Below are 20638 nucleotides of genomic sequence, written 5' to 3'. Positions count from 1 at the left end.
TCCTTGCTCCGATCAGGTTTAACTGACTTATTCTTTATTGGTTTTGTTCATCAACGGTTTGGCTATCCACCTGGGCGCTTTGCCAGTCGCCGTAGGTTGATTGACTTCCCTTCACGAGCCATTTCGTGCGGCCGTTCGTGTTGCGGCCGGCAACGATTGCAGCAGCGGCGCTTGGACTGTTGAACTCGTAATCCTTTGTGAATAGTCGCTTGCCACCGTTTTCCTTACCGAGTACACCATCTTTCACCAGTTGATCATAGAGGTTGCCATAGCCATTAGCTTTTGCCGTCCACTTAGGTCGCGCCTCTGACCCACCCATTACGACAAAACTACCGTCAACTTCTCGGGCCTGGGCTTTAACACCGTATTTCGGCAGTTCCATTTCAAATGATATGTCGTCTTCTGAGGAGGCTGGAGAGTATGAGGCTGTGGGATCACGCAAAAAATCGAAACCTAGTACAGGCAGGATGATTCGAATCTGCTCAATGAAGAATGCCATATCGGCTAAGTCAGCCTCAGGCAGAACCGTGTAGTCATGAGCCGTACCATTGACCAACCCACACCGCCCGGATTGCTTGGCAATCGCCATCAGCCGGCTCTCAACATACTTCACGTGGGCTTTGGTGAGGTTCTGGTCCTTGCTGGTGATCAGGCAAACACGCTCCCAGAAGTCCTTACCACCCTGATCCTCGGGACGGTTGTGCTGCTTGAGTCGCTTCGCCACATCATCAGACTCACCAATGTAGACAAGTGGTCGCATAGCATTGTCTGGATCTGGACCAACCAGGAAGTACACTCCTGTGCGACCGCACTCTGGACGCTGAACCAGTTCCGTGAGCTTGGTGCGTGGGCCAGTCAGTGCATGGCCAGTCCAGTTCATAATCTCGGCGGTCAGAAGGCCATTAGGTGAACCATCAACCAGGAACAACCGGATACCGCGACCATGGCTCATACCGCTTCCTCTAGGCCGGCCTGACGCACTTCCTCGTCAAAGGCGCTCTCGTCGGCCGGTGGCTGCCAAGCTCGGACATCGATCTTGCCGGTAACAGCGGCAGAAATGAGCGCTGAACGTCTCTCCACCAACAATTCAATGGTTATTTTCGATTCTTCGATCAAACTCTTGAACCGAGTTTTGATGATGGACACTTTTTGGTCTATCGCTTCCTGTTCTTCGATAGGCGGTATAACTAGTGGAATGTCGTAAACTTGCTCCACACGAAGATGGGAAACCGTACTCCCGTGCGCGACGCTTTCCATGTAACGGACGAGACAATCCGACGTTAAGAAGTCGAAAATGAAGCGTGTGTGCCTCGGATCGTCAGGAATAAAATTCATCATCCTTTGCCCGAGACAAAGTGGCACACCCTCGGGAACAATACATACTTCTCCTGCAGGAGCTTCCCTCGTAAATAAGATAGATCCCACTGGGGGAACACCCCTTTGTGTCCATATCCGGTAATTCTGCTCATCGGTGTAATAGGCGCCTTCTCTTCTGAGAGATTGATCCCTGACGTTTGACGTCCTTACCACCAAATAGTCACCATCATCGAAGTATTCGGGGGTCCTATTTTTGCAGTCGATGATCGTGGAGACGAACTTCAAGCGAGTAACTTCCCAATGCGCCGGCACTTCACCAAGCCATTCCACCCCAGAGTCCTTCATCGGCACATCCGGATCCAGTCCCTTTGTCACCGCATGCGAAATCACTGCCTGTCGTTTTTCCTGAAGCAGTTCAATAAGACGCTCTTGTTCTTGGATAAGGGCGTCGATCTTGGCGGTCTCATGATCCAGGAAACGGGCGATCTTGGTTTGCTCTTCAACCGTAGGAAGAGCTATTGGCGCATTATCGACCGCGTATTGACCCAACCCGACACGAGTTAAACCGTTTGCAGAAATGGCGAAGTACGACTTAGTTTCTTGCGACTCAAAGTACCGTCGCAGAAATGCCCCCACTGCAGATCCGTTCGCACGCGCTATCGAGAGATGGTAGCCATAGATGACTCCGGGCAACCGCTTTGAAACAAGTGCCGCAATGCCAATATCGTCAGCGCTCTCCGAATCTTTGGTGAACACCACATCATCTTGTTGCAGCTCGAAGCGTTTAGCCTGGTCTTCGGTCGCAGTGGCAGACATGAAGTCCAATCCAGCTTCGATGATGTCGTTGTAATAGACATCAGTGTAATTACACAGTTTTACTGGAACTTGGCCATCTACAGTTTTCTTATCAACATTGCTTGGGAAAACCTCAGCACAATGCTTCAGGCGCTCTAATTTCCAATGTGCGGGCACACTTCCCAGGAAGTCGGTATCTGAGTCTTTGTATGCCGAGTACGCTGGAATCCTCATGCAGACAGTCCCTCAATCATCTGCTTGATGCGGTCGGTACAATGCTTCAAGTCCGCATCAATATCTTTCAGTGGCCTAGGTGGAGTGAACTCATAGAAGTGACGGTTGAACGGTATCTCGAAACCAACAATACCGACTTCACCATCCTTCTCATCCCGTTTGGATTCATCGATCCAGGCATCCGGCACATGCGGCTTCACTTCCCGCTCGAAATAGTCATACACCGACTCGGTTAGGGGTACGTTCTCATAGTCCCGCAGGCCAGTATCAGGCTCGGGATTGCCTTTACTGTCGGTACAGACATCTGCTTCTGGGTCACGCTCACTCAAAGCGCTCAGAAGAGCTTTCAGTTGCGGGGCACTCAGGTATACCTGATGATCGGTTAGTACCGACTTGAGCGCCTCCTGGAACGCCTTACGGTTCCGGTAAACCGTCTCCGCATCCATCGACTTGCAGGCCGCTAAGATCTTCTCCTGCTCCCCCTGATCCAGTTTCTGGATCGCCTTCTCATCCATGATCCGGCCTACTCGTTCCTCACTGGTCTGGAAGTTCAGTTTCAAGGGACGTTCAACTGTTATCCGCCGATACCCGAAGGCTTCCACCGGGAACAGCTTGCTCTTCTTGGTTTCCTGGAAATCCCCGTACAGTTTGACAACCTCATCCTGATCAGACTCACTGATGAACTGGCGTTTGCTACCCAGTGACTTGCGCATTTTGCTGGCTCGGTCAGTGGCGTCAATCAGCTGAACCAGTCCCTTGCGCTCAGAAGGCTTGTTGTTGGATAGAATCCAAATGTAGGTGGAGATGCCGGTGTTGTAGAACATATCGGTAGGCAAGGCGACGATAGCTTCAATCATGTCGTTCTGCAGCAGGTAGCGCCGGATTTCAGACTCACCACTGCCTGCACCACCCGTAAACAATGGACTGCCGTTAAGGATGATGCCGATTCGGGAACCACCGTCACGGGGATCCCGCATCTTGCTAACCAGGTGCATCAGGAAGAGAAGTGATCCATCAGAGACTCTTGGCAAACCAGGTCCAAATCGACCGTCAAAGCCTCGATGCTTGTGTTCATCAGTAACCTGCTTCTGAACCTTCTTCCACTCCACGCCGAACGGGGGATTGGACAACATCACATCAAACGTATTGGACGCCAGCTGGTCATCAGACAAGGTGTTGCCCAGCTTGATATTGCTGATCCCCTGCCCCTTGATAAGCATGTCCGCCTTGCAGATAGCATAGGACTCAGGGTTCAGTTCCTGGCCATGCAAGGAAACCGTAACGCCTTCACTGATCTGCTGAATGTATTCGTCCCCTTCAGACAGGAACCCACCGGTACCGGCTGTCGGGTCGTAAATCGTGACAATACTGTTGGGTTCGAGCTTTTCATCCTGGCCAGTCAAAACCAGTGACGTAGTCAGATGAACAATATCCCGGGGTGTGAAGTGTTCCCCAGCAGTCTCGTTGGAGCTTTCAGCGAACTTCCGTATCAACTCTTCGAAGATGATACCCATACCGAAGTTGCTGATCCGCAGTGGGTTCAGGTCAAAACTGGCGAACCGCTGAACCACTTGATAGAGCAGGTCTTCAGACTGGAGCTGCTGGACAAAGTCATCAAAGTGAAAGTGCTCAAAGATCTCTCGGGCGTCCTTACTGAAAGACTGAACGTAGCTCATCAGATCTTCGGCCGTTTGACTGTCCGATAGCTTGGCCAGGTTCAATGGAGAGGCATTAAAGAATTCGTGGCCACTTGCTCTGAGCAACAACTGTTCTCGGACAGCATCCGGTTTCGTCTGATGTTCGTTGGCGGCGGATAACACTTTCTCTTTCGTCGGAGCCAGAACGCACTCCAGACGCCTAAGTATCGTGAATGGCAGGATGATTCGCCCGTACTGGCTCTGCTTGAAGTTACCCCGCAGTAGATCCGCGACTGACCAAATAAACGCGGCTGTTTGGGAATGGGCTGTTCTGTCTTCGGTCATCCGTGAAACTCCGTTGTATATCGATACGTCGACTGGACCAGAAGCTCTGAGAAACAATGGCTTTGGATCCAGACAGACTAATAATCTGGTGAGACAAGCGATGTCGTTTGCCATGCCATCTCTCGACTGGTTCGCTTGCTATATGACGATTGGTTTTACTTGATAATCAACACTGAGGCAATGGTGAGTATTCTCCCCTCAGAAAAAGACGACAACCGATAGGCTATCCTCCCTCATGAGCAAACCGGTATGACACCGATATACTAACTCCACCTCAAATCTAAGCCAGAACTCCGCCAGAAGCGTCCCCGGTGGCAAGCCAACAAATTCCTCACACTTCTCCGACCGACATACTTACTGGGCTGACAGCCCGGATGGTGACCATACACAACCGATACACTATCTCGGGTATCATTCGTGGCAGAAACCAGGTTTGAGCAACCTTATTTACTCGATTTATGAGTGGCTTGCGTGATCAGAGTGAACGAATCTTACTAGTAGAACTGTAGATGGCCTCCGGCCATTCGGTGAAGGTAGAAAAGGATATTGAGGGTAAGCATTGTCCTTTGCAGACGCGTCTTGAATCAGATGAACTGACCAGCTTTTTACGCTAATTTATATAGTTGGCCTTAAAATCTTTTTAAATCAGATCTTTGAAGACCTTAAATTCACGTTTTTTTGGATATCTATCTCCAAACAATCAACACTTTTTAGTTATTAGAGAACCACCCAACCTATGTCCGGGAAAAAACGAAACAGCCAAACCATTGAAATTGTAGGAGCTCCAGCTGGTATGGAGTTCCGCCCCTACTACCCCAGACGAAAAGGGCGATATACAAGCATCTCGCTCATCCGGGTGCGGAACAGCAGAGATCCTGAACCCGACCTGCTGGACCTATTAGGAAGCCTTTCCAAGGGCGCCAGAGACCTGTTCTTGGAAATCAAACGCAACATGGACTACCGGACCTACACGGCAACTCTGCCAAACAAGAACTTGCCCCGTAGCGAGATTAATAGGCGCAGCAGGGCAATCGACGAACTGCGCCGGGCCGGCAACGGGCTAGCGTGTAGGGTTCCAACCAAGGGTGTAACCAGCGTTGCAGGAGTGGATCAAGGATTCCGCCCAGGCACATTCATGCTGTCGCCCTATTACATTTACCCAAACCATCTTTATGAAAAGGAAATCCAGAATGTTTGGAACCAGTCCATTTCACACAACTGGAACCAAGGTAGAAGGGTGAACACACCCTCAGTCTCAGCTGAACCGGACGTAGCAGAGGCAACGGCGGAAGAGGAGAAGCCAAAGGAACTCTTGCTCAAGCAGCCTTCCAAATCGTCCGTCGCATGCGATGAAAATACCTAAAATGCCTACGGCCACAGTAAAGACTGACTGAACAGAAAAACCAAAGTACCCCCCCCCGGTATGGCCTTCCAGCCTTTCGGGGGAACTACCCCACCCTCGTACTACTTCACTCAGACCCACGACTTCAGCAACCTTTCCTCAATCTACACAGGCAGCCTACACCGCTACACACCTGGCCAGTCAGTCTAATGACCGGTTTCTCCACTGAGTTCGGTTCCGTAAAAGAGACTCGAACTGGCACATGTCTCCACGCGTGCATTGCGAATAGCCACAAACCTACACCGTTCCTCCCAAACGGCTTTCACACCTTCCACACCTTTGCCGCCACCGTGCCCTGACGCCACTGCGCTCCGCTGCGTGGCTTGGGCACTCAGCGGCAAAGGTGGACAGCTCAAACCAAGGAACAAAGCCACCTCATTAGATCCTGAGACTTGTAAGGCGTCCTCCGGACGCTTCATGAAACATTCAAAGAAAGGCTGTTCTGAGAAAGTTTGAGACGCCCTCCGGGCGTTCCATGCACCAAACAAAAGGACGGAATTAAGTCAGTAAAAGAGAAGCGGAGCCGGGGGAATTTCCGCCGGTTCGACAGACCGGAGGACCGGGGGGGAATTCCCCCTATATATAAGAGTCGTTTTACAGGAGAACCAATTGGACATCAGACCCATTGAAGAAATGACACACCTGGCAGCGAGGCTAGGTCAGTCAGGAATGGACAGAATTCGTTATGCAGGTAAAGCCAATACGGAGAAACAACCACGCTCAACCAACATAGAGAATACCGTTCTTACAGAGATACAGACTGTAAGACCAAACACACCTGGTTGCACAGTAAACGAACTGATTGCAGGAGCCGCAAGCCTTGATATAAACCAATCAAAGCCACTGAACATCAATCGGATCTTCAACATTCTGCAATGCATACAGGTGATCAACACTCGAGAGATCAAAACAATGACTGGACTTAATAAACGGCAGGCTCAGAAGTACATGAGAGCAGTTAAGTTCATCATTCCGTATCTGGAATCATACTTTAACTCCATAGAGGCGCCCGACCACTTCATTCAACCCATAACACATTGACCAAACCGCTTTAATCAAACCACGAACTGATAACAACCAAACCAGACATCCCAACAATCGGAATCAAAGGTTTCAGAACTCCACTCGTGAGATTCAGAGACGCCTATGAGCAATCCAGTTAACCAAGACGCAACATCACAACCTCAGTTCTACACAACTGAACCTCCTAAAACCCCAATCAATAAACCGCTAAGGACATTTCATGGCATATATACAAGGATCACCACCGGTTAAATCCAACCAAACCAGCGCAGAGAACACCTCTCAGGTACTGCTACCCAAACCACTCACATTAAACCCCGACATAAAAGGAGGAACACACATGTATAAGGCACGCTTTGATCCAAACTACGTTCAGGTCGCCAAACATGAAGCCGCAGAAATTCTGGGCATCACTACTGAAGAGCTGGATCACCGAAGAGCACGCGACAAGCATTGCCCAAAAGGATTCAGAGACTGGGAACGCTTTCCGCCAACCACCCGCTTCCGACTCTCTGACATCTACGAATACAGTGAAAACATAATGAACAGAGCACAAGAAGCCCCCACAGATCCCATTGTCGATTAGAACAAGCGTTCAGTGATAAAGGAGCAGTCATGCACCAACTAGACTACAAACATATAAACCCATATCACGTTCAAATCCCCAAGAAGCAGGCCGCAACTATACTTGGAATTAGCGTTTCCGAGTTAGATAGGCTCAGAAAGTCAGATCCCCGGTGTCCCAAAGGGCACAAAAGAGATCCTGAAAGGCTTGCCAGAGTATATTTCCGCTTGTCTGACATTTATGCCTATAGCGAGGCTCTTATAGCAGACTCGATGCCGACTGAAAGCTACCAAGACGCCGGAAATGAATCTTAAACCACTAACAGCCCTCCGAAGAGCTCCAAGTACCTGAAAACCTCATGCATATATGGACTTGCGTAAGCACTCGGGCTATATAAATGGCTCGCTGGGGAACTTTTGAGACTGACTTAAGTTGATAAAAGCCCTCATGCTTCCCGCAATGTCAGCATAGCGGAAGGCACTTGAGGGAAGACTGGCGTAATGGCCTGTCGTCAGACGAAAACCCTTACCCAAAAGGCTCTTCCGAGCACCAGTACTACGCCTGGGAGCATCACCGGCTCATGCACGACGAGTTTGTTCGGGATTGTCTGGCGCCTTCCTATTCAAAGAACCAAGGACGTACCCATGAAAAAGTTGTTGTTTGCCATGCTGGCACTGACCATTTGCTTGCCCGTACAGGCTCTTGAGCAATATGAACCTAGCACCTGTATGGATCACGCGGATATGGCCACAGTTGTCATGGAATACCGACAAACCGGACAGCTACGTAGTCGACTGATTGAAATAATCGACGACGCCTACGAGAAAGGCACAGCAATACATAGTGTCAACGTGGAAATCGTGAACCAGGCCTACCTTAAACCAGTCCTCGTTGATCCCCAGGCAAAGCAGGACGCTGTTCATCAATACGCAGTCTATTGGTACAACGTCTGCCAAGACGTACAAAAGAACCAATAATACTGCTGCCCCTTGGTTTCAGGGGGCATCGGAGAGGGGTTGGATATAATGGACGACATCTGACCTCAACCCTTCAACAAGATCTGCCGTTATCGGCCACCCTCAGCATTTTCTGTCCGGCGAACCTAAGCAGGTCTTTCGCTGGGGGAGCAGAATCCTTATAGCAACCTGTTCAAAACTGGCACTTAGCCTTCAAGGCCGTAAATTGCCACATCACGAGTCAACTTGACCGCCGGCAAGAACTGAATCTTCTTGAACAAGAGCCTTTCTTGTAAATCCGCAGATCGCAGATTACTAGCTGTCGACTCTAATCCAGCAATACCACGCCTTACCTCTCAACAACCGTTTGCACCAGTCCAGCAACTTCGTTGATGACGTGTAACCGCTTAATCAATCAAACAACTAAACCCATGTACAAACAAAATACAACGCACTACTGCACACCCAATAGTACCAATAGACGGTACAGCCACAACAAGCCCAACCAATACACCAACGCGGGGGGTAGATGATGAATCAACCCCGCTGGGTACTTGAACGAAGACTAACCGAACTCACTGGCCTCACCAAAGAACAAGTAAGACTCCGAAGATCCCAATGGATTGAGAGTCGACAGTGGAAAGTCGGGCCAGACAAATCCTTTTGGTACAACCTTGAAGAGATAGACAAATGGGTAGAACTAGGAAGGGCAGCTTAAGCCCTGAGGAGGAACGCAAAGCGATTGAACAGTTGGTTCAACAGTCACCAGGCATTGAACTGCGGGGTGAAGCGCTCCGAATTGATTTCATGTATGAAGGCAAACGATGCCGGGAAACACTGAAGATACCGTTAACCTTTTCCAATGTTGAATATGCGGTCAACAAACGTAAGAGCATTCAGTTGGAGATCCGCCAAGGCACATTCGACTACGCAGTGCATTTTCCTGAGTCGGCAAAGTCTCGGAACACTCCGGCAAGTCGAAAGATCACACTGAAGGAGTTGTATGACCGGTATTTGTTGGTTAAGACCACAGATATCACTGAAGAAACCGAACGGAGATACAAGGTGGCTCTCAAAGTCTGTGGCGAGATGGTTGGCTGGTCTGTGCCGGTCAACACGTTGATGCCCGAGGATGTTGACCAACTCAGAGCTCGCCTGATAGCGAGTCGAAAACCCGCCACAGTTAACCATTACCTAGCCACATGGAACGGAATGGTGGAATGGGGACGGTCAAACGAGTACGTCACCAGATCATTGGAAGCGGTCTTCTTCAAAAATCGGGCAGAGGATCCAGACCCGCTCACTTTGGATGAATACAAGCAGATCATCGAGAAAGGCTGCCTACACGCCCAGGATAAAGCGCTGGTGACGTTAGCGGTCTACGCAGGCCTACGTCCCGGGGAGCTCTGTGCATTGGCAAGAGAAGACGTGAAAGGCAACCTGCTGCATGTTCGCCGTTCAGTGACTGCCTCCAAGGTTCTAAAGGTACCGAAGACTGGCATGGCTCGGAAAATTTGGTTGGTTCCTCCCGCCATGGAGGCCGTAAACGCTTTGCTGAAAATGACCGAGAATGCAAAACCAAAGCAGGAGACCGTTGAGATCAGCCGCCACCAGACGCGCCAGGAAACGCTCACACCACTGGTCACACCATTGCAGGCCCGAAATAAATCTGTCGCCACTCCTCGGATGCAAGTTGGATCATGGGCCAGAAAATGGGCGAAGCTGTTGTCAAGGGCGGGTGTCCGACGTCGGGTGGCCTATCAAACCAGACACACTTACGCCTGCTGGTCTCTGACTGCCCATGGTAACATTGCGTTCATTGCAAAGCAGATGGGCCACAAGGACTATTCCATGTTGGTGAAAGTCTATGGCCGGTGGATGGATTCAGAATCTGAAAACGAGGCGGAATTCATCTGGCAACAGTTGCAGAAAAGCGGTGCGTTTTGCCCCACGATTGCCCCAAGCTAATGAGGAAGTATGCCGAAAGTCAGTAACGAAGCGCCCTCCAGCGAGTTATCCAAGCACACCCCAATGATGCAGCAGTACCTGAAGATCAAGGGCCAGCACCCCAATGAACTGGTTTTTTACCGCATGGGGGACTTTTACGAACTGTTCTATGAAGATGCCAAGAAAGCGGCCGAGCTGATGGATATTACCCTCACCGCCCGGGGCCAATCTGGCGGCAATCCGATCCCCATGGCCGGCATCCCCTATCACTCTTCTGAGGGCTACATTGCCCGGCTGGTTCGGGCAGGTCAATCCATCGCCATCTGCGAACAGATCGGAGATCCTGCCACCAGCAAGGGTCCGGTTGAGCGACAGGTGGTGCGGATCGTCACACCGGGGACCCTGAGCGACGACGCCTACCTGGAGGATCGACGGGACAATCTACTGGTGGCTATCTATAACCATCGGGAGCAGTTCGGTTTTGCCTCGCTCGATATTTCCAGCGGCCGTTTTGCCGTGTCGGAGCTGGAAAACCTGGAGGCCCTGCAGGGCGAACTGCAGCGCCTGCGTCCGGCGGAAATCCTGATCAGCGAGGATTTTCCCTACGAGGACGTTCTGGAGGGTTTCACCGGAATACGCCGTCAGGGGCCCTGGCTCTTCGAATCCGATACGGCCCGCAGGGTTATTACCCATCAGCTTCAGGTCAGGGACCTGACAGGTTTCGGCTGCGAGGAACTCAATCTCGCCGTCTGTGCCGCGGGCTGCCTGCTGCAGTATGCCAAGGAAACCCAGCGTACCGCCCTGCCCCATATTCGCAAGCTGACCCGCGAACGGCGCGATGAAGCAGTCATCCTGGACGCTGCCAGCCGTCGCAATCTGGAAATTGACACCAATCTCATGGGCGGCCACCAGTACACCCTCGCCTGGGTCATGGACCGCACTGCCACATCCATGGGTGGACGGGAACTCCGGCGCTGGCTGAATCGGCCGCTTCGGGATGTGGAGATCGTCCGCCAGCGTCAGCAGGCAGTATCGGCGCTGCTGGACGGGTTCCACTATGAGCCGGTGCACGATCTGCTGAAAGCTGTTGGCGACATTGAGCGCGTGCTCGCACGGGTCGCCCTTCGTTCGGCCCGGCCAAGAGACCTGGCGCGGCTTCGGGATGCCTTCCAGGCCCTGCCGGACCTGCAGGAAACCCTGAAACCGGTCAATTCCCACCACGTCGTCAGGCTGGCGACCATCATTGGGGAATACCCGGAACTGGCGGATCTGCTGGAGCGCGCCATCATCGACAATCCCCCGGTCGTGATCCGTGAAGGCGGGGTCATCCGGGAAGGCTTCGACGAGGAGCTGGACGAGCTGCGCAACATCAGCGAAAACGCCGGCCAGTATCTGCTGGATGTCGAAACCCGGGAGCGGGATCGCACCGGTATCAGCACCCTCAAAGTAGGTTACAACCGGGTCCACGGCTACTACATCGAAATCAGCCGGGCCCAGTCCGATCAGGCGCCGGTGGATTATATTCGCCGGCAGACCCTGAAAAACGCCGAGCGATTCATCACGCCGGAACTCAAGGAGTTCGAGGACAAGGCCCTTAGTGCCAAGAGCCGGGCCCTGGCCCGTGAGAAAGGCCTGTACGATGACGTACTGGAAACCGTCGCCGGGCAACTTGCGCCACTTCAGGATGCCGCCCAGGCACTGGCAGAACTGGATGTGCTGAGTAATTTTGCCGAGCGCGCCACCTCCCTGCGCTTTTCCGCGCCGGAGTTCAGCGAATCCCCGGGTTTTGACATTGAAGAAGGGCGCCATCCGGTGGTTGAACAGTTACTGGACGAGCCGTTCGTACCGAACGATCTGCTAATGGACACCCAGCGCCGCATGCTGGTGATAACCGGCCCGAACATGGGCGGTAAATCCACCTATATGCGTCAGGCCGCGCTGATTGCCCTGCTCGCCTACACCGGCAGTTTCGTGCCCGCCAACCGGGCAGTGATCGGCCCCGTGGATCGGATTTTTACCCGCATGGGTTCCTCGGACGATATCGCCGGCGGCCGATCCACCTTCATGGTGGAAATGACCGAAACCGCCAACATCCTGCACAACGCCACCGAGCACAGCCTGGTGTTGATGGACGAGGTTGGTCGTGGCACCAGCACCTTTGATGGCCTGTCCCTGGCCTGGGCTACTGCCGAACACCTTGCCCGGGAGATACGCTGCTACACGCTGTTTGCCACCCACTATTTCGAGCTGACCCAGCTGGCCGATGAGCTGCAGCATGCCGTTAACGTGCACCTCACGGCCACTGAGCACGACGACAGCATCGTGTTCCTGCACAACGTGCATGATGGCCCGGCAAGCCAGAGCTACGGTCTGCAGGTAGCAAAGCTGGCAGGCGTGCCACAGGATGTGATCCGTAACGCCAAAACCCAGCTCTCCCACCTGGAGGGCAGCGCTTCGCCAGCGGCGCCGGCAGCCTCGGCCGCCGAACAGGGCAACAACGCATCCCTGGCCAAGCCGGCAACAAAGGTAAATGAATCCGTTTACCAGGGCGACATGTTCGCCAGCCTGGAGCCCAGCGCCGTGGAAGAGGCACTTAAAGACATGGACCTCGACGGACTAACCCCCCGGGATGCCATGAATCAGCTTTACGAACTGAAGGCGTTGATGAAGAAATAGCGAAGAATTGATCTGTGTAATAAGGTTATAGCAGTCGAACGCTTGCGGCTGTGCGGGTCGCTCCCTACAATATCGCGCACCAAAATATAACGGCAGCGCCCGACGGCGCTCCTGATGAGACTGACCGACCACTGGACCAGGGATCTGACTATGGCGTTTATCGTTACTGATAACTGCATCAAGTGTAAGTACACAGACTGCGTGGAAGTCTGTCCGGTAGACTGCTTCTACGAGGGACCGAACTTTCTGGTAATCGACCCGGACGAATGTATCGACTGCGCCCTGTGCGAGCCAGAGTGCCCGGCCGAAGCCATTTTCTCGGAAGACGAGCTGCCGGCCGATCAGGTCCAGTTTGTGGAGCTGAATGCCGATCTGGCCGCCAAATGGCCGAACATCACCGAAAAGAAAGATCCGCTGCCAGACGCTGAAGAGTGGGATGGCAAGCCGAACAAGCTTCAGTATCTGGAAAAGTAAGCATCCGGAACTGGAACAAAAAAGGGAAGCCGAGGCTTCCCTTTTTCTTTGCCTGAAGCTCCATGATTGCGTCAGGTGCTGGCCAGCTTGGCGCCCATGGCCACGAAAAACCCTCCCGTCAGGCCGTTCAGCGTTCGCTTCACACGCGCGTTTACACCAAGACTCCGAAACGTAACCACCACCCAGGCCAGACCACACTGCCAGAGCATTGCCAGCAGAAAATGCACACCGGCCAGCATCAGCGATTGCTGAAAGGCGTTGCCTGCCGGATCCACAAACTGTGGCAGCAAAGCCATGTAGAACAGCGCGGTTTTGGGATTAAGAACGTTGGATAGCAGGCCCTCACGAAAGGACACCGCCAAGCCAACCTTCCGGCGGGCGACCGTTACATCCTTTGCCGCAGGCGCGTCACCCCTGCGAAGGGCCTGGCGCAACGAACCGATGCCGAGCCAGACCAGGTAGCAAGCGCCGGCCCACTTCAATGCAGAAAATGCCCAGGCGGTTTCCACCAACAGGAGCGAGATGCCCAGCGCCGAGAGCGTGGCATGAATGAACAGGCCGCTACAGATGCCGACACTGGTCACGCACCCATCCCGCAAACCGCCCCGGCCGGTGTTACGCATCACCAGCAGGGTATCCACACCGGGCGTGATGGTGAGCAATGTAATGGCAACCAGATAGGCCCAGAACAGATCCGATATCAACGTCATGCCCTCTCAAAATCCTGAACGAAACCTTCCCCGGGGCCCTGCCGACAATCTCAGACTCAGGCCTCCTGCTGGAGAATCTTACGCGCAGCGGCGGACTTGTAAAATGGCGCAAGGCGCCGACGAATCAGGGCCTCAACATAGCCCTCTTCACGCAACACGTCTATAACCGGAATTGCGTAGGCATCTATCTCCGCCATAACAACCTCGCGGCTCACCCCCATATCGCCCAGCAGGTCTGTAAGCGGGCGCTCGCCATATTTGTCGAACAGGTGGGAAACCACGGCCCGGGCACAGTTCTCAAAGTATCCGGTCTTGCGAAACTGCAGCCAGAACTCATAGCCCAGCACCACAAACTCCTGCAGCTGCACGTCTCCGAGCCCCTCGTGAAGCTCGGCAATGGTGCGATCCTCCAGAGACACCCAGGCGGCCATCACACTGTCGCGCAGCTCCTCATCAGACAGGGCACTGTGCAGGAATTGCTCACTGCGGCTGATCAAACCGGGCAGGCTGTCAGACAACCAGGCTTTCAGTCGACGCTCAAAGGTTTCATCCAGCCCCGGCACCGCCCGGTTGGCCATCCGCTTGCCAAATTTCATCATCGAACCAACGCCCGGCACAGACTTGGTGATCAGGTTATCCTCGTACAGGTAGTTCACCAGGCCGTGGTAAACGACATTGGACACCAGCTCCTGATAGACCGGGTGCGCCATGATCTCGCTGATCACCCGTTCACGTTGCTGCCGGAGCTCCAGAGCTTCCTCCAGAAAGCCCGTGGCCTGTTCGCGGGTGATGATCTCGCCAAGGGTGGTCTTTGACTGCACATCGGCATTGAGCACCTCGGTGGCCATCTCCGCGGCCAGTTCCGGAATGCCTGCATCCAGTTCCATGTCCATAACGATACGCTGGATAACGCCCATCACCTGCTCTTCCGAGGTTATCCGGCCAAGGGTTATCTCGCCGGCATAATGCCAGAGCTCATCGAGCTCCTGCTCCAGGAACTTGCGCAGCTTAGCGCCCTTTAGCGAAGCCAGCTCATGTTTCACATGCTGCTCAAGCAGTTGGTTGGCGAGATCCGTTTTGCCTTTGGTCATGGCGTCAGTTGTCCTGTTGAAGAAATGAAACACACAGGCCAGAGGCTAACACGAACGAAACGCTGGCAGGTTTGCCAAAACTACAGGTGGAGAGGCGCGGCCGGGCCAGTATGCTTCAGTCACGCACCCTGAGAAGGAGTTACTGAAAATCGTTGAAGGTGTGGGGTTCCGCAGCAAGTGCGAGGCAAAGACTGCCGGGGCCAATGTAGATGCTGCTGGTAATCCCCATCTGGGAGAGCAGCAGTTCCACACCATTGCGTTCGCAAGCATCGCGCAGTCGGTTGAGCCCGGGCAAATCCTCGATCTCCGTCCAGGTAAGACCACAGGACAGGCTTACATAGGGTGTCAGAAGCCCGGCTTCGACACGGGCAGCGGCATAGTTCATCACCTTTTCCACGGCCACGTCGAAACTCCGGGTTTTGGCCGCAGGCTGGCCCTCAGCCCCCTGCCCGAAGATAACCGGCGTAATGTTCAGTGCTTTGCCCAGGAAGGCAACCAGCGCCGACACACTCTTGTCACCACGACGCCGTGCCCGTTCACGGATGTAGTGCAGATCCCTCGGAATGACGCAGGTGTAGATCTTGTCGCTGAAGGTTTCCACCTCATGGCGCAGGGCATTCTTGGACACATTCTGGTCAATCAGCTTGAGCGTGTGGGCTGCCAGCAGGCCCTGGCCGGCAAAAATCTGTTTACTGTCGATCACACGCATAAAGAACCGGCCATCACGACCGGCGGCCTCCCGCGCACCTTCGTAATTCGCCAGGACACTGTTCATAGCCTCGGTGGCATTCTGGAAAATCAGGCTTCGGGATTTCGTGACCGTCTCGCAGATAGCAACATCGAACTGGGTGACGATCTTCTCCATGAACAGGTCGTGTATCTGCTCTGCGGTGAAGGCGCGGGTTTCCGCCTGATGCCCTTTCTGCAACAGGCCGCTCTGGTAGAACTCCTGGGTCCGAACCGGATCATGCTTGTCTATGTAGGTCTGGCCATCGATTACAGCGGTTACCGGCAGCACGAACAGGTCGTGCTTGCGGCTGAACTCATAGGGTAAGTCGCACGCAGAATCGACGATCAAACCAACTCGCATGGTGGGCCTCCAGCTCCGGGTAGCTTCTCGAACGGAAGCCCCCCTTTATTGTCGTTATTCTTTGTGCCGCACAGTTTTACACACCGCGATCAGAATTTCAGCAACCCGGCCCTATCGTGCTGCCGATGTCATATCCAGCTCACGGAGATTCTGCTCGAGCAGCTCGCGGTTATCCTGCTGCCAGGGGTGAAAGCCTTTACGGAAATACGCCAGGAATTCCGGCAGACACTTGCGGAGCACTCCGGGCTTGCCCCAGAGAAAATTAAACCCACCAACCCAGGTGCGCAGGCTCCAGAGTTTGCCATCGGCCTTCAGCAGGCTACAGGTATTCAAAAAGGTGTACTTGAAGAAATTCCAGGTAACAAAGAGGAAGACGATCCGGCGAAGCCGCTCATTGCCGACACATTCCCGGTAAACATCAAAGGCGACGGATTTGTGTTCGGTTTCCTCAATCGCATGCCATCTCCAGAGCTTTGCCATGGTCGGCGTGGCGCCTTCCATCCACTCCGGGTGGCTCAGGATGGCATTGGCCAGGACGGCGGTGTAATGCTCGGCGCCACAGGTACCTGCCAGTTGGCGGCTTGGTGGCAGTTTGCCCACCCACTCCATATGCTTGCGGAACCGTTGGTCCAGGGCATCAATATCGTAACCCCGGGCCTTCAGGGCCTCGTTGTAATCCTTGTGCTCCCTGCTGTGCAGGGCTTCCTGGCCAATAAATCCGCGGATCTCCGCTTTAAGCTTTGGATCCTCGATCTTGTCCCGATAGAGCCTTACGGCATTGATGAACTGCTGCTCGCCATCGGGAAATTGCAGGGAAAGGGCGTTGAAGAACGCGGTCCGGAAAGCATCGTTGCCATGCCAGAGCGTTTTCAGATCCTCGCTGACATCGAACCGCAGATGTCTCGGCTCAACGGACACCCCCTCGGGCGTGGAGCTGATGGTCATGACTGCCTCCTGTTTTTGTAGTGTTGTTATCAGTATTGAACAGCGGACAAAATTTCATCAGTTCTGGCAGTTTAAACCCGGAAACCGCGCGGAAGGAATACTTCGGGAGGAAAAATTAGACAAATTGTCACGAAATGACATTCTGTCAACGCCCATGCTCAGGGAAACATTCAGGCATAAAAAAGGGAGGCACGAGGCCTCCCAAGGACACACAGGGGGTCAACGCCTTCCGGTGCAGAGCCGGAAGACGCAGGTTTAGTGCTCTTCCGCGGCTTTCACGCCCGGCGCTTCCGGGTCGGCGGTAAAGCCAAGCAATTTGGTACGTTCAATCAGGAAATAGAGGACGGCGCCGGTGGCCAGGCCCCAGCCAGCGCCATAGACGGCCAGAACAACGCCCATGGTGCCGGCAATGCCACGCTCGGTGTTATTCTCCAGCTGCTCCAGCCCTACCATCAGGCAGATATAGCCGGTCAGCAGCAGTGTCAGTGACAGGGCAATCGGCAGCACCGGTTGGAAGAAGCTCACCAGCGGCAGAACGAAAAGGGCAATAAAACCCGTAATCCAGAAAGTACCACCGCCACTGTAGATGGAGTCCATGGCGTTACGACCGTACTTGTAGCGCTCGGCCATGGTGGCAGTGACAGCCGTCCAGATCGGGCCCGCCAGCCCCGGATAGGGTGCGAAGAACGCGTGGCCACCATTGCGGATAGCGGTTACCAGATGCACCCGGTCGATGCTGTTATCGATATCTTCGTCTTTGCGCAGATGATCAACGCGGTTCATCAATGACTGGCCGACCACGATATCGCCGAAGGCAATCACGTAGGCGATCACCGCCGTGGGAATGGCGTACAGGAAGACGTCGGCATCCGGGAATCCGACGGCGAACGGCAGGTAGTTCCACAGCTCATCAAACGCGGGTTTGGTGATGCCCCACTCCACATTGGGCACCTCGTATTCGCCAGTTGCAAAGCCAACCAGGATCGCAACCACCATACCCGGCACCATGCCGTAGTTGGCAATCTTGCGGGCGATTGAATTGCTTTCCACAAAACCTTTGAACGATACCGAGAACATCAGGTAGAGGCACACCAGGCCACCGATGATCAGGGAGATCGGCGTGTTGGCGAGACGGCCGCCTGCCTCAATCTCACCCATCAGGGCGGCGATACCGGCACCGATGATAATCCCGCCTTTCATGGAACGGGGAATCAGCTCCACCAGTTTGCTGCCCAGGCGGGTAATACCCAGAACCAGGAAGATAATGAACACCAGGAACTGCAGCGCGAACAGCGCCTGAATCGCCTCGGGGCCCGGCTCATAGTCGCTCAGGAACAGCAGAACCACAGGAATCCCCGGCGTAATCCAGCCCGGAACCAGGGGAACACCCAGCAGTGCCGGCAGCATGAAACCGATACCACAGATCACCACGTAAGCCAGAGCCACGTCGTAGGGCACACCCAGGTATTTCTCAAGAAGGGGAATCATGGCCAGGCTGACCACGAACATGATCAGAGCCTGCACCATCTCCGCGAACTCCCAGCGGTAATGAACGAACGGCAGACGAACCTTGAAGGGACCGGCCGGCCAGAACGGCTGCTCTTCCCCGTTCTTTCGGTGAAACATTTGCATAAAAAGGTCTCCGGGCTCACGCGGCGCGTGTGCCTGACAGCGTTGTTTTTTCTGGTTTAATTCGGCTGCGCCGGGGCCGGCGCAGCCGATCGGGGAATCAGTCCAGTTCTTTGGCCTGGTCCCTCAGCACGAACTTCTGGATCTTGCCCGTGGAGGTTTTGGGCAGCTCCGAGAAGACGATGGTCTTGGGTACCTTGAACCGGGCCAGATGCTCGCGGCAGAAGTTGATGATGTCTTCCTCGCTGACTTGACCGGCTTCCGGCTTCAGGGTCACAAAGGCGCAGGGGGTTTCGCCCCACTTTTCGTCCGGCCGCGCAACCACAGCTGCCTCAAGCACAGCCGGGTGGCGGTAAAGGGTATCCTCAACCTCAATGGTGGAAATGTTCTCACCACCGGAGATGATGATGTCCTTCAGCCGGTCCTTGATCTCCATGTAACCGTCTTCGTGCCATACCGCCAGGTCGCCGGTGTGGAACCAGCCACCCCGGAAGGCCTCTTCGGTGGCTTTGGGGTTCTTCAGGTAGCCCTTCATCACCGTATTGCCGCGCAGGAAAATCTCACCGATGGTTTTGCCGTCTTTGGGCACTGGCTCCATGGTGTTCGGGTCGCCGACCATCGTGCCTGCCAGAGTGTGATAGCGAACGCCCTGACGGGCCTTTTTCCGGGCACGATCATGCAGTGGCAGCGCATCCCACTCGGATTTCCAGGCACAAACGGTTACCGGGCCATAGACTTCGGTCAGACCGTAAACGTGAGTCACCTGGATGCCCATTTCCTCGATGGCACCAATGACCTGGGCGGGGGGTGCCGCGCCTGCTGTCATGGACTTCACGTCGTGATCAATGCCGGCCTTGGCGGATTCCGGCACGTTCAGCAATGCGTTAAGCACAATCGGGGCGCCACACATGTGGGTAACCTGATGATCCCGGATCAGCTGCAGAATCTTCTCGGGATCAACCCGGCGCAGGCAGACGTGAGTGCCGGCCATGGCGGTGATGGTCCAGGGGAAACACCAACCGTTGCAATGGAACATCGGCAAGGTCCACAGGTACACCGGGTGCATGTCCATGGACCAGACTGTCTGGTTGCCGATGGCATTGATGTAGGCGCCACGGTGATGATAGACCACACCTTTTGGATTGCCGGTTGTGCCGGAGGTGTAGTTCAGAGAGATCGCATCCCACTCGTTCTCCGGGAAGCTCCACTGGAATGCCGGATCCCCTTCCTGAAGGAACGCCTCGTAGTCCAGATCGCTGACCTGAACACCCTCGCCATACTCGGGATCGTCCACATCGATCACCAGCGGCTTGGTGTCCAGCCGGCTGACGGCGTCCCTGATCACCTCACCGAACTCCCGGTCGGCAATCACAACCTTGGCCTCACCGTGATCCAGCATGAAGGCGATGGCCTCAGCGTCCAGGCGAACGTTCAGGGTGTTCAGCACCGCGCCAATCATGGGCACCCCGAAATGGGCTTCCACCATCGCGGGAATATTCGGAAGCATGACGGCAACGGTATCACCGCGTCCGATGCCGCGCCCTTTGAGGGCTGATGCCAGACGGCGGCAACGTTCGTAGGTCTGCGCCCAGTTGTAACGGATGGCCCCGTGAATGACGGCGGGATACTCCGGGTAAACCGTGGCGGTACGTTCGATGAAATCAACGGGAGATTGGACGGCGTAGTTGGCGTCGACGGGCGCCAGGCCTTGATCAAATATCGAGGTCATTGCGTGGTCCTCTTGAGTACTGTTGTTCTTATGGCGTATTCAGGAATATCGCTAAACTAGCTATACTTCGGGC

At 54.3% G+C, this 20638-nt stretch carries 17 protein-coding genes; 8 read left to right on the top strand and 9 right to left on the bottom strand.

Going from position 1 to position 20638, the window contains the following annotated elements:
• Positions 1–34 precede the first annotated feature (34 nt).
• The 3 genes from EDB94_RS20525 to EDB94_RS20515 are packed head-to-tail and all read right to left on the bottom strand — an operon-like array spanning position 35 to position 4328.
• The gene (locus EDB94_RS20525; protein ID WP_108019304.1) at positions 35–952 is read right to left on the bottom strand and encodes a GIY-YIG nuclease family protein; all 918 of its coding nucleotides are present in this window, start codon (positions 950–952) and stop codon (positions 35–37) included.
• The gene (locus tag EDB94_RS20520; protein WP_108019305.1) at positions 949–2346 is read right to left on the bottom strand and encodes a restriction endonuclease subunit S; all 1398 of its coding nucleotides are present in this window, start codon (positions 2344–2346) and stop codon (positions 949–951) included. The genes EDB94_RS20525 and EDB94_RS20520 overlap by 4 nt, the downstream gene beginning before the upstream one ends.
• Complete coding sequence (locus tag EDB94_RS20515) at positions 2343–4328, bottom strand: class I SAM-dependent DNA methyltransferase (RefSeq protein ID WP_108019306.1); 1986 nt, start codon at positions 4326–4328, stop codon at positions 2343–2345. Before EDB94_RS20515 ends, EDB94_RS20520 begins: the two co-directional genes overlap by 4 nt.
• A 793-nt stretch (positions 4329–5121) precedes the next feature.
• On the opposite strand from EDB94_RS20515, the gene EDB94_RS20510 reads away from it, so the two are divergent.
• The 8 genes from EDB94_RS20510 to fdxA all read left to right on the top strand — a co-directional run bounded on the left by EDB94_RS20510 (position 5122) and on the right by fdxA (position 13371).
• Positions 5122–5691, top strand: coding sequence for a hypothetical protein (locus EDB94_RS20510; RefSeq protein ID WP_108019307.1), 570 nt, complete (start codon positions 5122–5124; stop codon positions 5689–5691).
• Between the two features lie 648 nt (positions 5692–6339).
• Positions 6340–6771 (top strand): hypothetical protein, encoded by a 432-nt coding sequence (locus EDB94_RS20505; protein ID WP_108019308.1) that lies wholly within the window; start codon positions 6340–6342, stop codon positions 6769–6771.
• Between the two features lie 322 nt (positions 6772–7093).
• Positions 7094–7339 carry a hypothetical protein gene (locus EDB94_RS20500; protein WP_108019309.1) on the top strand — a complete coding sequence of 82 codons (246 nt, stop codon included), beginning with the start codon at positions 7094–7096 and terminating at the stop codon, positions 7337–7339.
• A gap of 623 nt (positions 7340–7962) precedes the next feature.
• Positions 7963–8295 carry a hypothetical protein gene (locus tag EDB94_RS20490; RefSeq protein ID WP_108019311.1) on the top strand — a complete coding sequence of 111 codons (333 nt, stop codon included), beginning with the start codon at positions 7963–7965 and terminating at the stop codon, positions 8293–8295.
• A gap of 508 nt (positions 8296–8803) precedes the next feature.
• Positions 8804–8992 (top strand): excisionase family protein, encoded by a 189-nt coding sequence (xisR, locus tag EDB94_RS21040; protein WP_108019312.1) that lies wholly within the window; start codon positions 8804–8806, stop codon positions 8990–8992.
• On the top strand, positions 8965–10242 hold the full coding sequence (locus EDB94_RS20480) for a site-specific integrase (protein ID WP_108019313.1): 1278 nt from the start codon (positions 8965–8967) through the stop codon (positions 10240–10242). Before xisR ends, EDB94_RS20480 begins: the two co-directional genes overlap by 28 nt.
• A gap of 9 nt (positions 10243–10251) precedes the next feature.
• Positions 10252–12897 (top strand): DNA mismatch repair protein MutS, encoded by a 2646-nt coding sequence (gene mutS, locus EDB94_RS20475; protein WP_108019314.1) that lies wholly within the window; start codon positions 10252–10254, stop codon positions 12895–12897.
• A gap of 150 nt (positions 12898–13047) precedes the next feature.
• Complete coding sequence (gene fdxA / locus EDB94_RS20470; RefSeq protein ID WP_008170541.1) at positions 13048–13371, top strand: ferredoxin FdxA; 324 nt, start codon at positions 13048–13050, stop codon at positions 13369–13371.
• 71 nt (positions 13372–13442) lie between these two features.
• Here the strand turns inward: fdxA and EDB94_RS20465 are convergent, their stop codons facing one another.
• The 6 genes from EDB94_RS20465 to EDB94_RS20435 form a co-directional block, all read right to left on the bottom strand.
• Positions 13443–14081, bottom strand: coding sequence for a LysE family translocator (locus tag EDB94_RS20465; RefSeq protein ID WP_014576519.1), 639 nt, complete (start codon positions 14079–14081; stop codon positions 13443–13445).
• A gap of 56 nt (positions 14082–14137) precedes the next feature.
• A complete protein-coding gene (locus EDB94_RS20460; RefSeq protein ID WP_108019315.1) occupies positions 14138–15172 on the bottom strand; it encodes a hypothetical protein in 1035 nt (344 codons plus the stop codon).
• Positions 15173–15311: 139 nt separating this feature from the next.
• The gene (locus tag EDB94_RS20455) at positions 15312–16262 is read right to left on the bottom strand and encodes a DegV family protein (protein WP_108019316.1); all 951 of its coding nucleotides are present in this window, start codon (positions 16260–16262) and stop codon (positions 15312–15314) included.
• 111 nt (positions 16263–16373) lie between these two features.
• Positions 16374–17207, bottom strand: a complete 834-nt coding sequence (locus EDB94_RS20450) for a metal-dependent hydrolase (protein ID WP_062785228.1) — start codon at positions 17205–17207, stop codon at positions 16374–16376.
• A 255-nt stretch (positions 17208–17462) separates the two neighbouring features.
• Entirely contained in the window at positions 17463–18839 is a 1377-nt protein-coding gene (locus EDB94_RS20440) for a solute carrier family 23 protein (protein WP_108019317.1), read from the bottom strand.
• A gap of 97 nt (positions 18840–18936) precedes the next feature.
• Positions 18937–20565, bottom strand: coding sequence for an acyl-CoA synthetase (locus EDB94_RS20435; protein WP_008170551.1), 1629 nt, complete (start codon positions 20563–20565; stop codon positions 18937–18939).
• Positions 20566–20638 lie beyond the last annotated feature (73 nt).

The organism is Marinobacter sp. 3-2, from assembly GCF_003751355.1.
GTDB classification, from domain to species: Bacteria; Pseudomonadota; Gammaproteobacteria; order Pseudomonadales; family Oleiphilaceae; genus Marinobacter; species Marinobacter adhaerens.
Note: the sequence above shows the minus strand (reverse complement) of the source record. Positions and strands in the feature narration are given on the sequence as shown.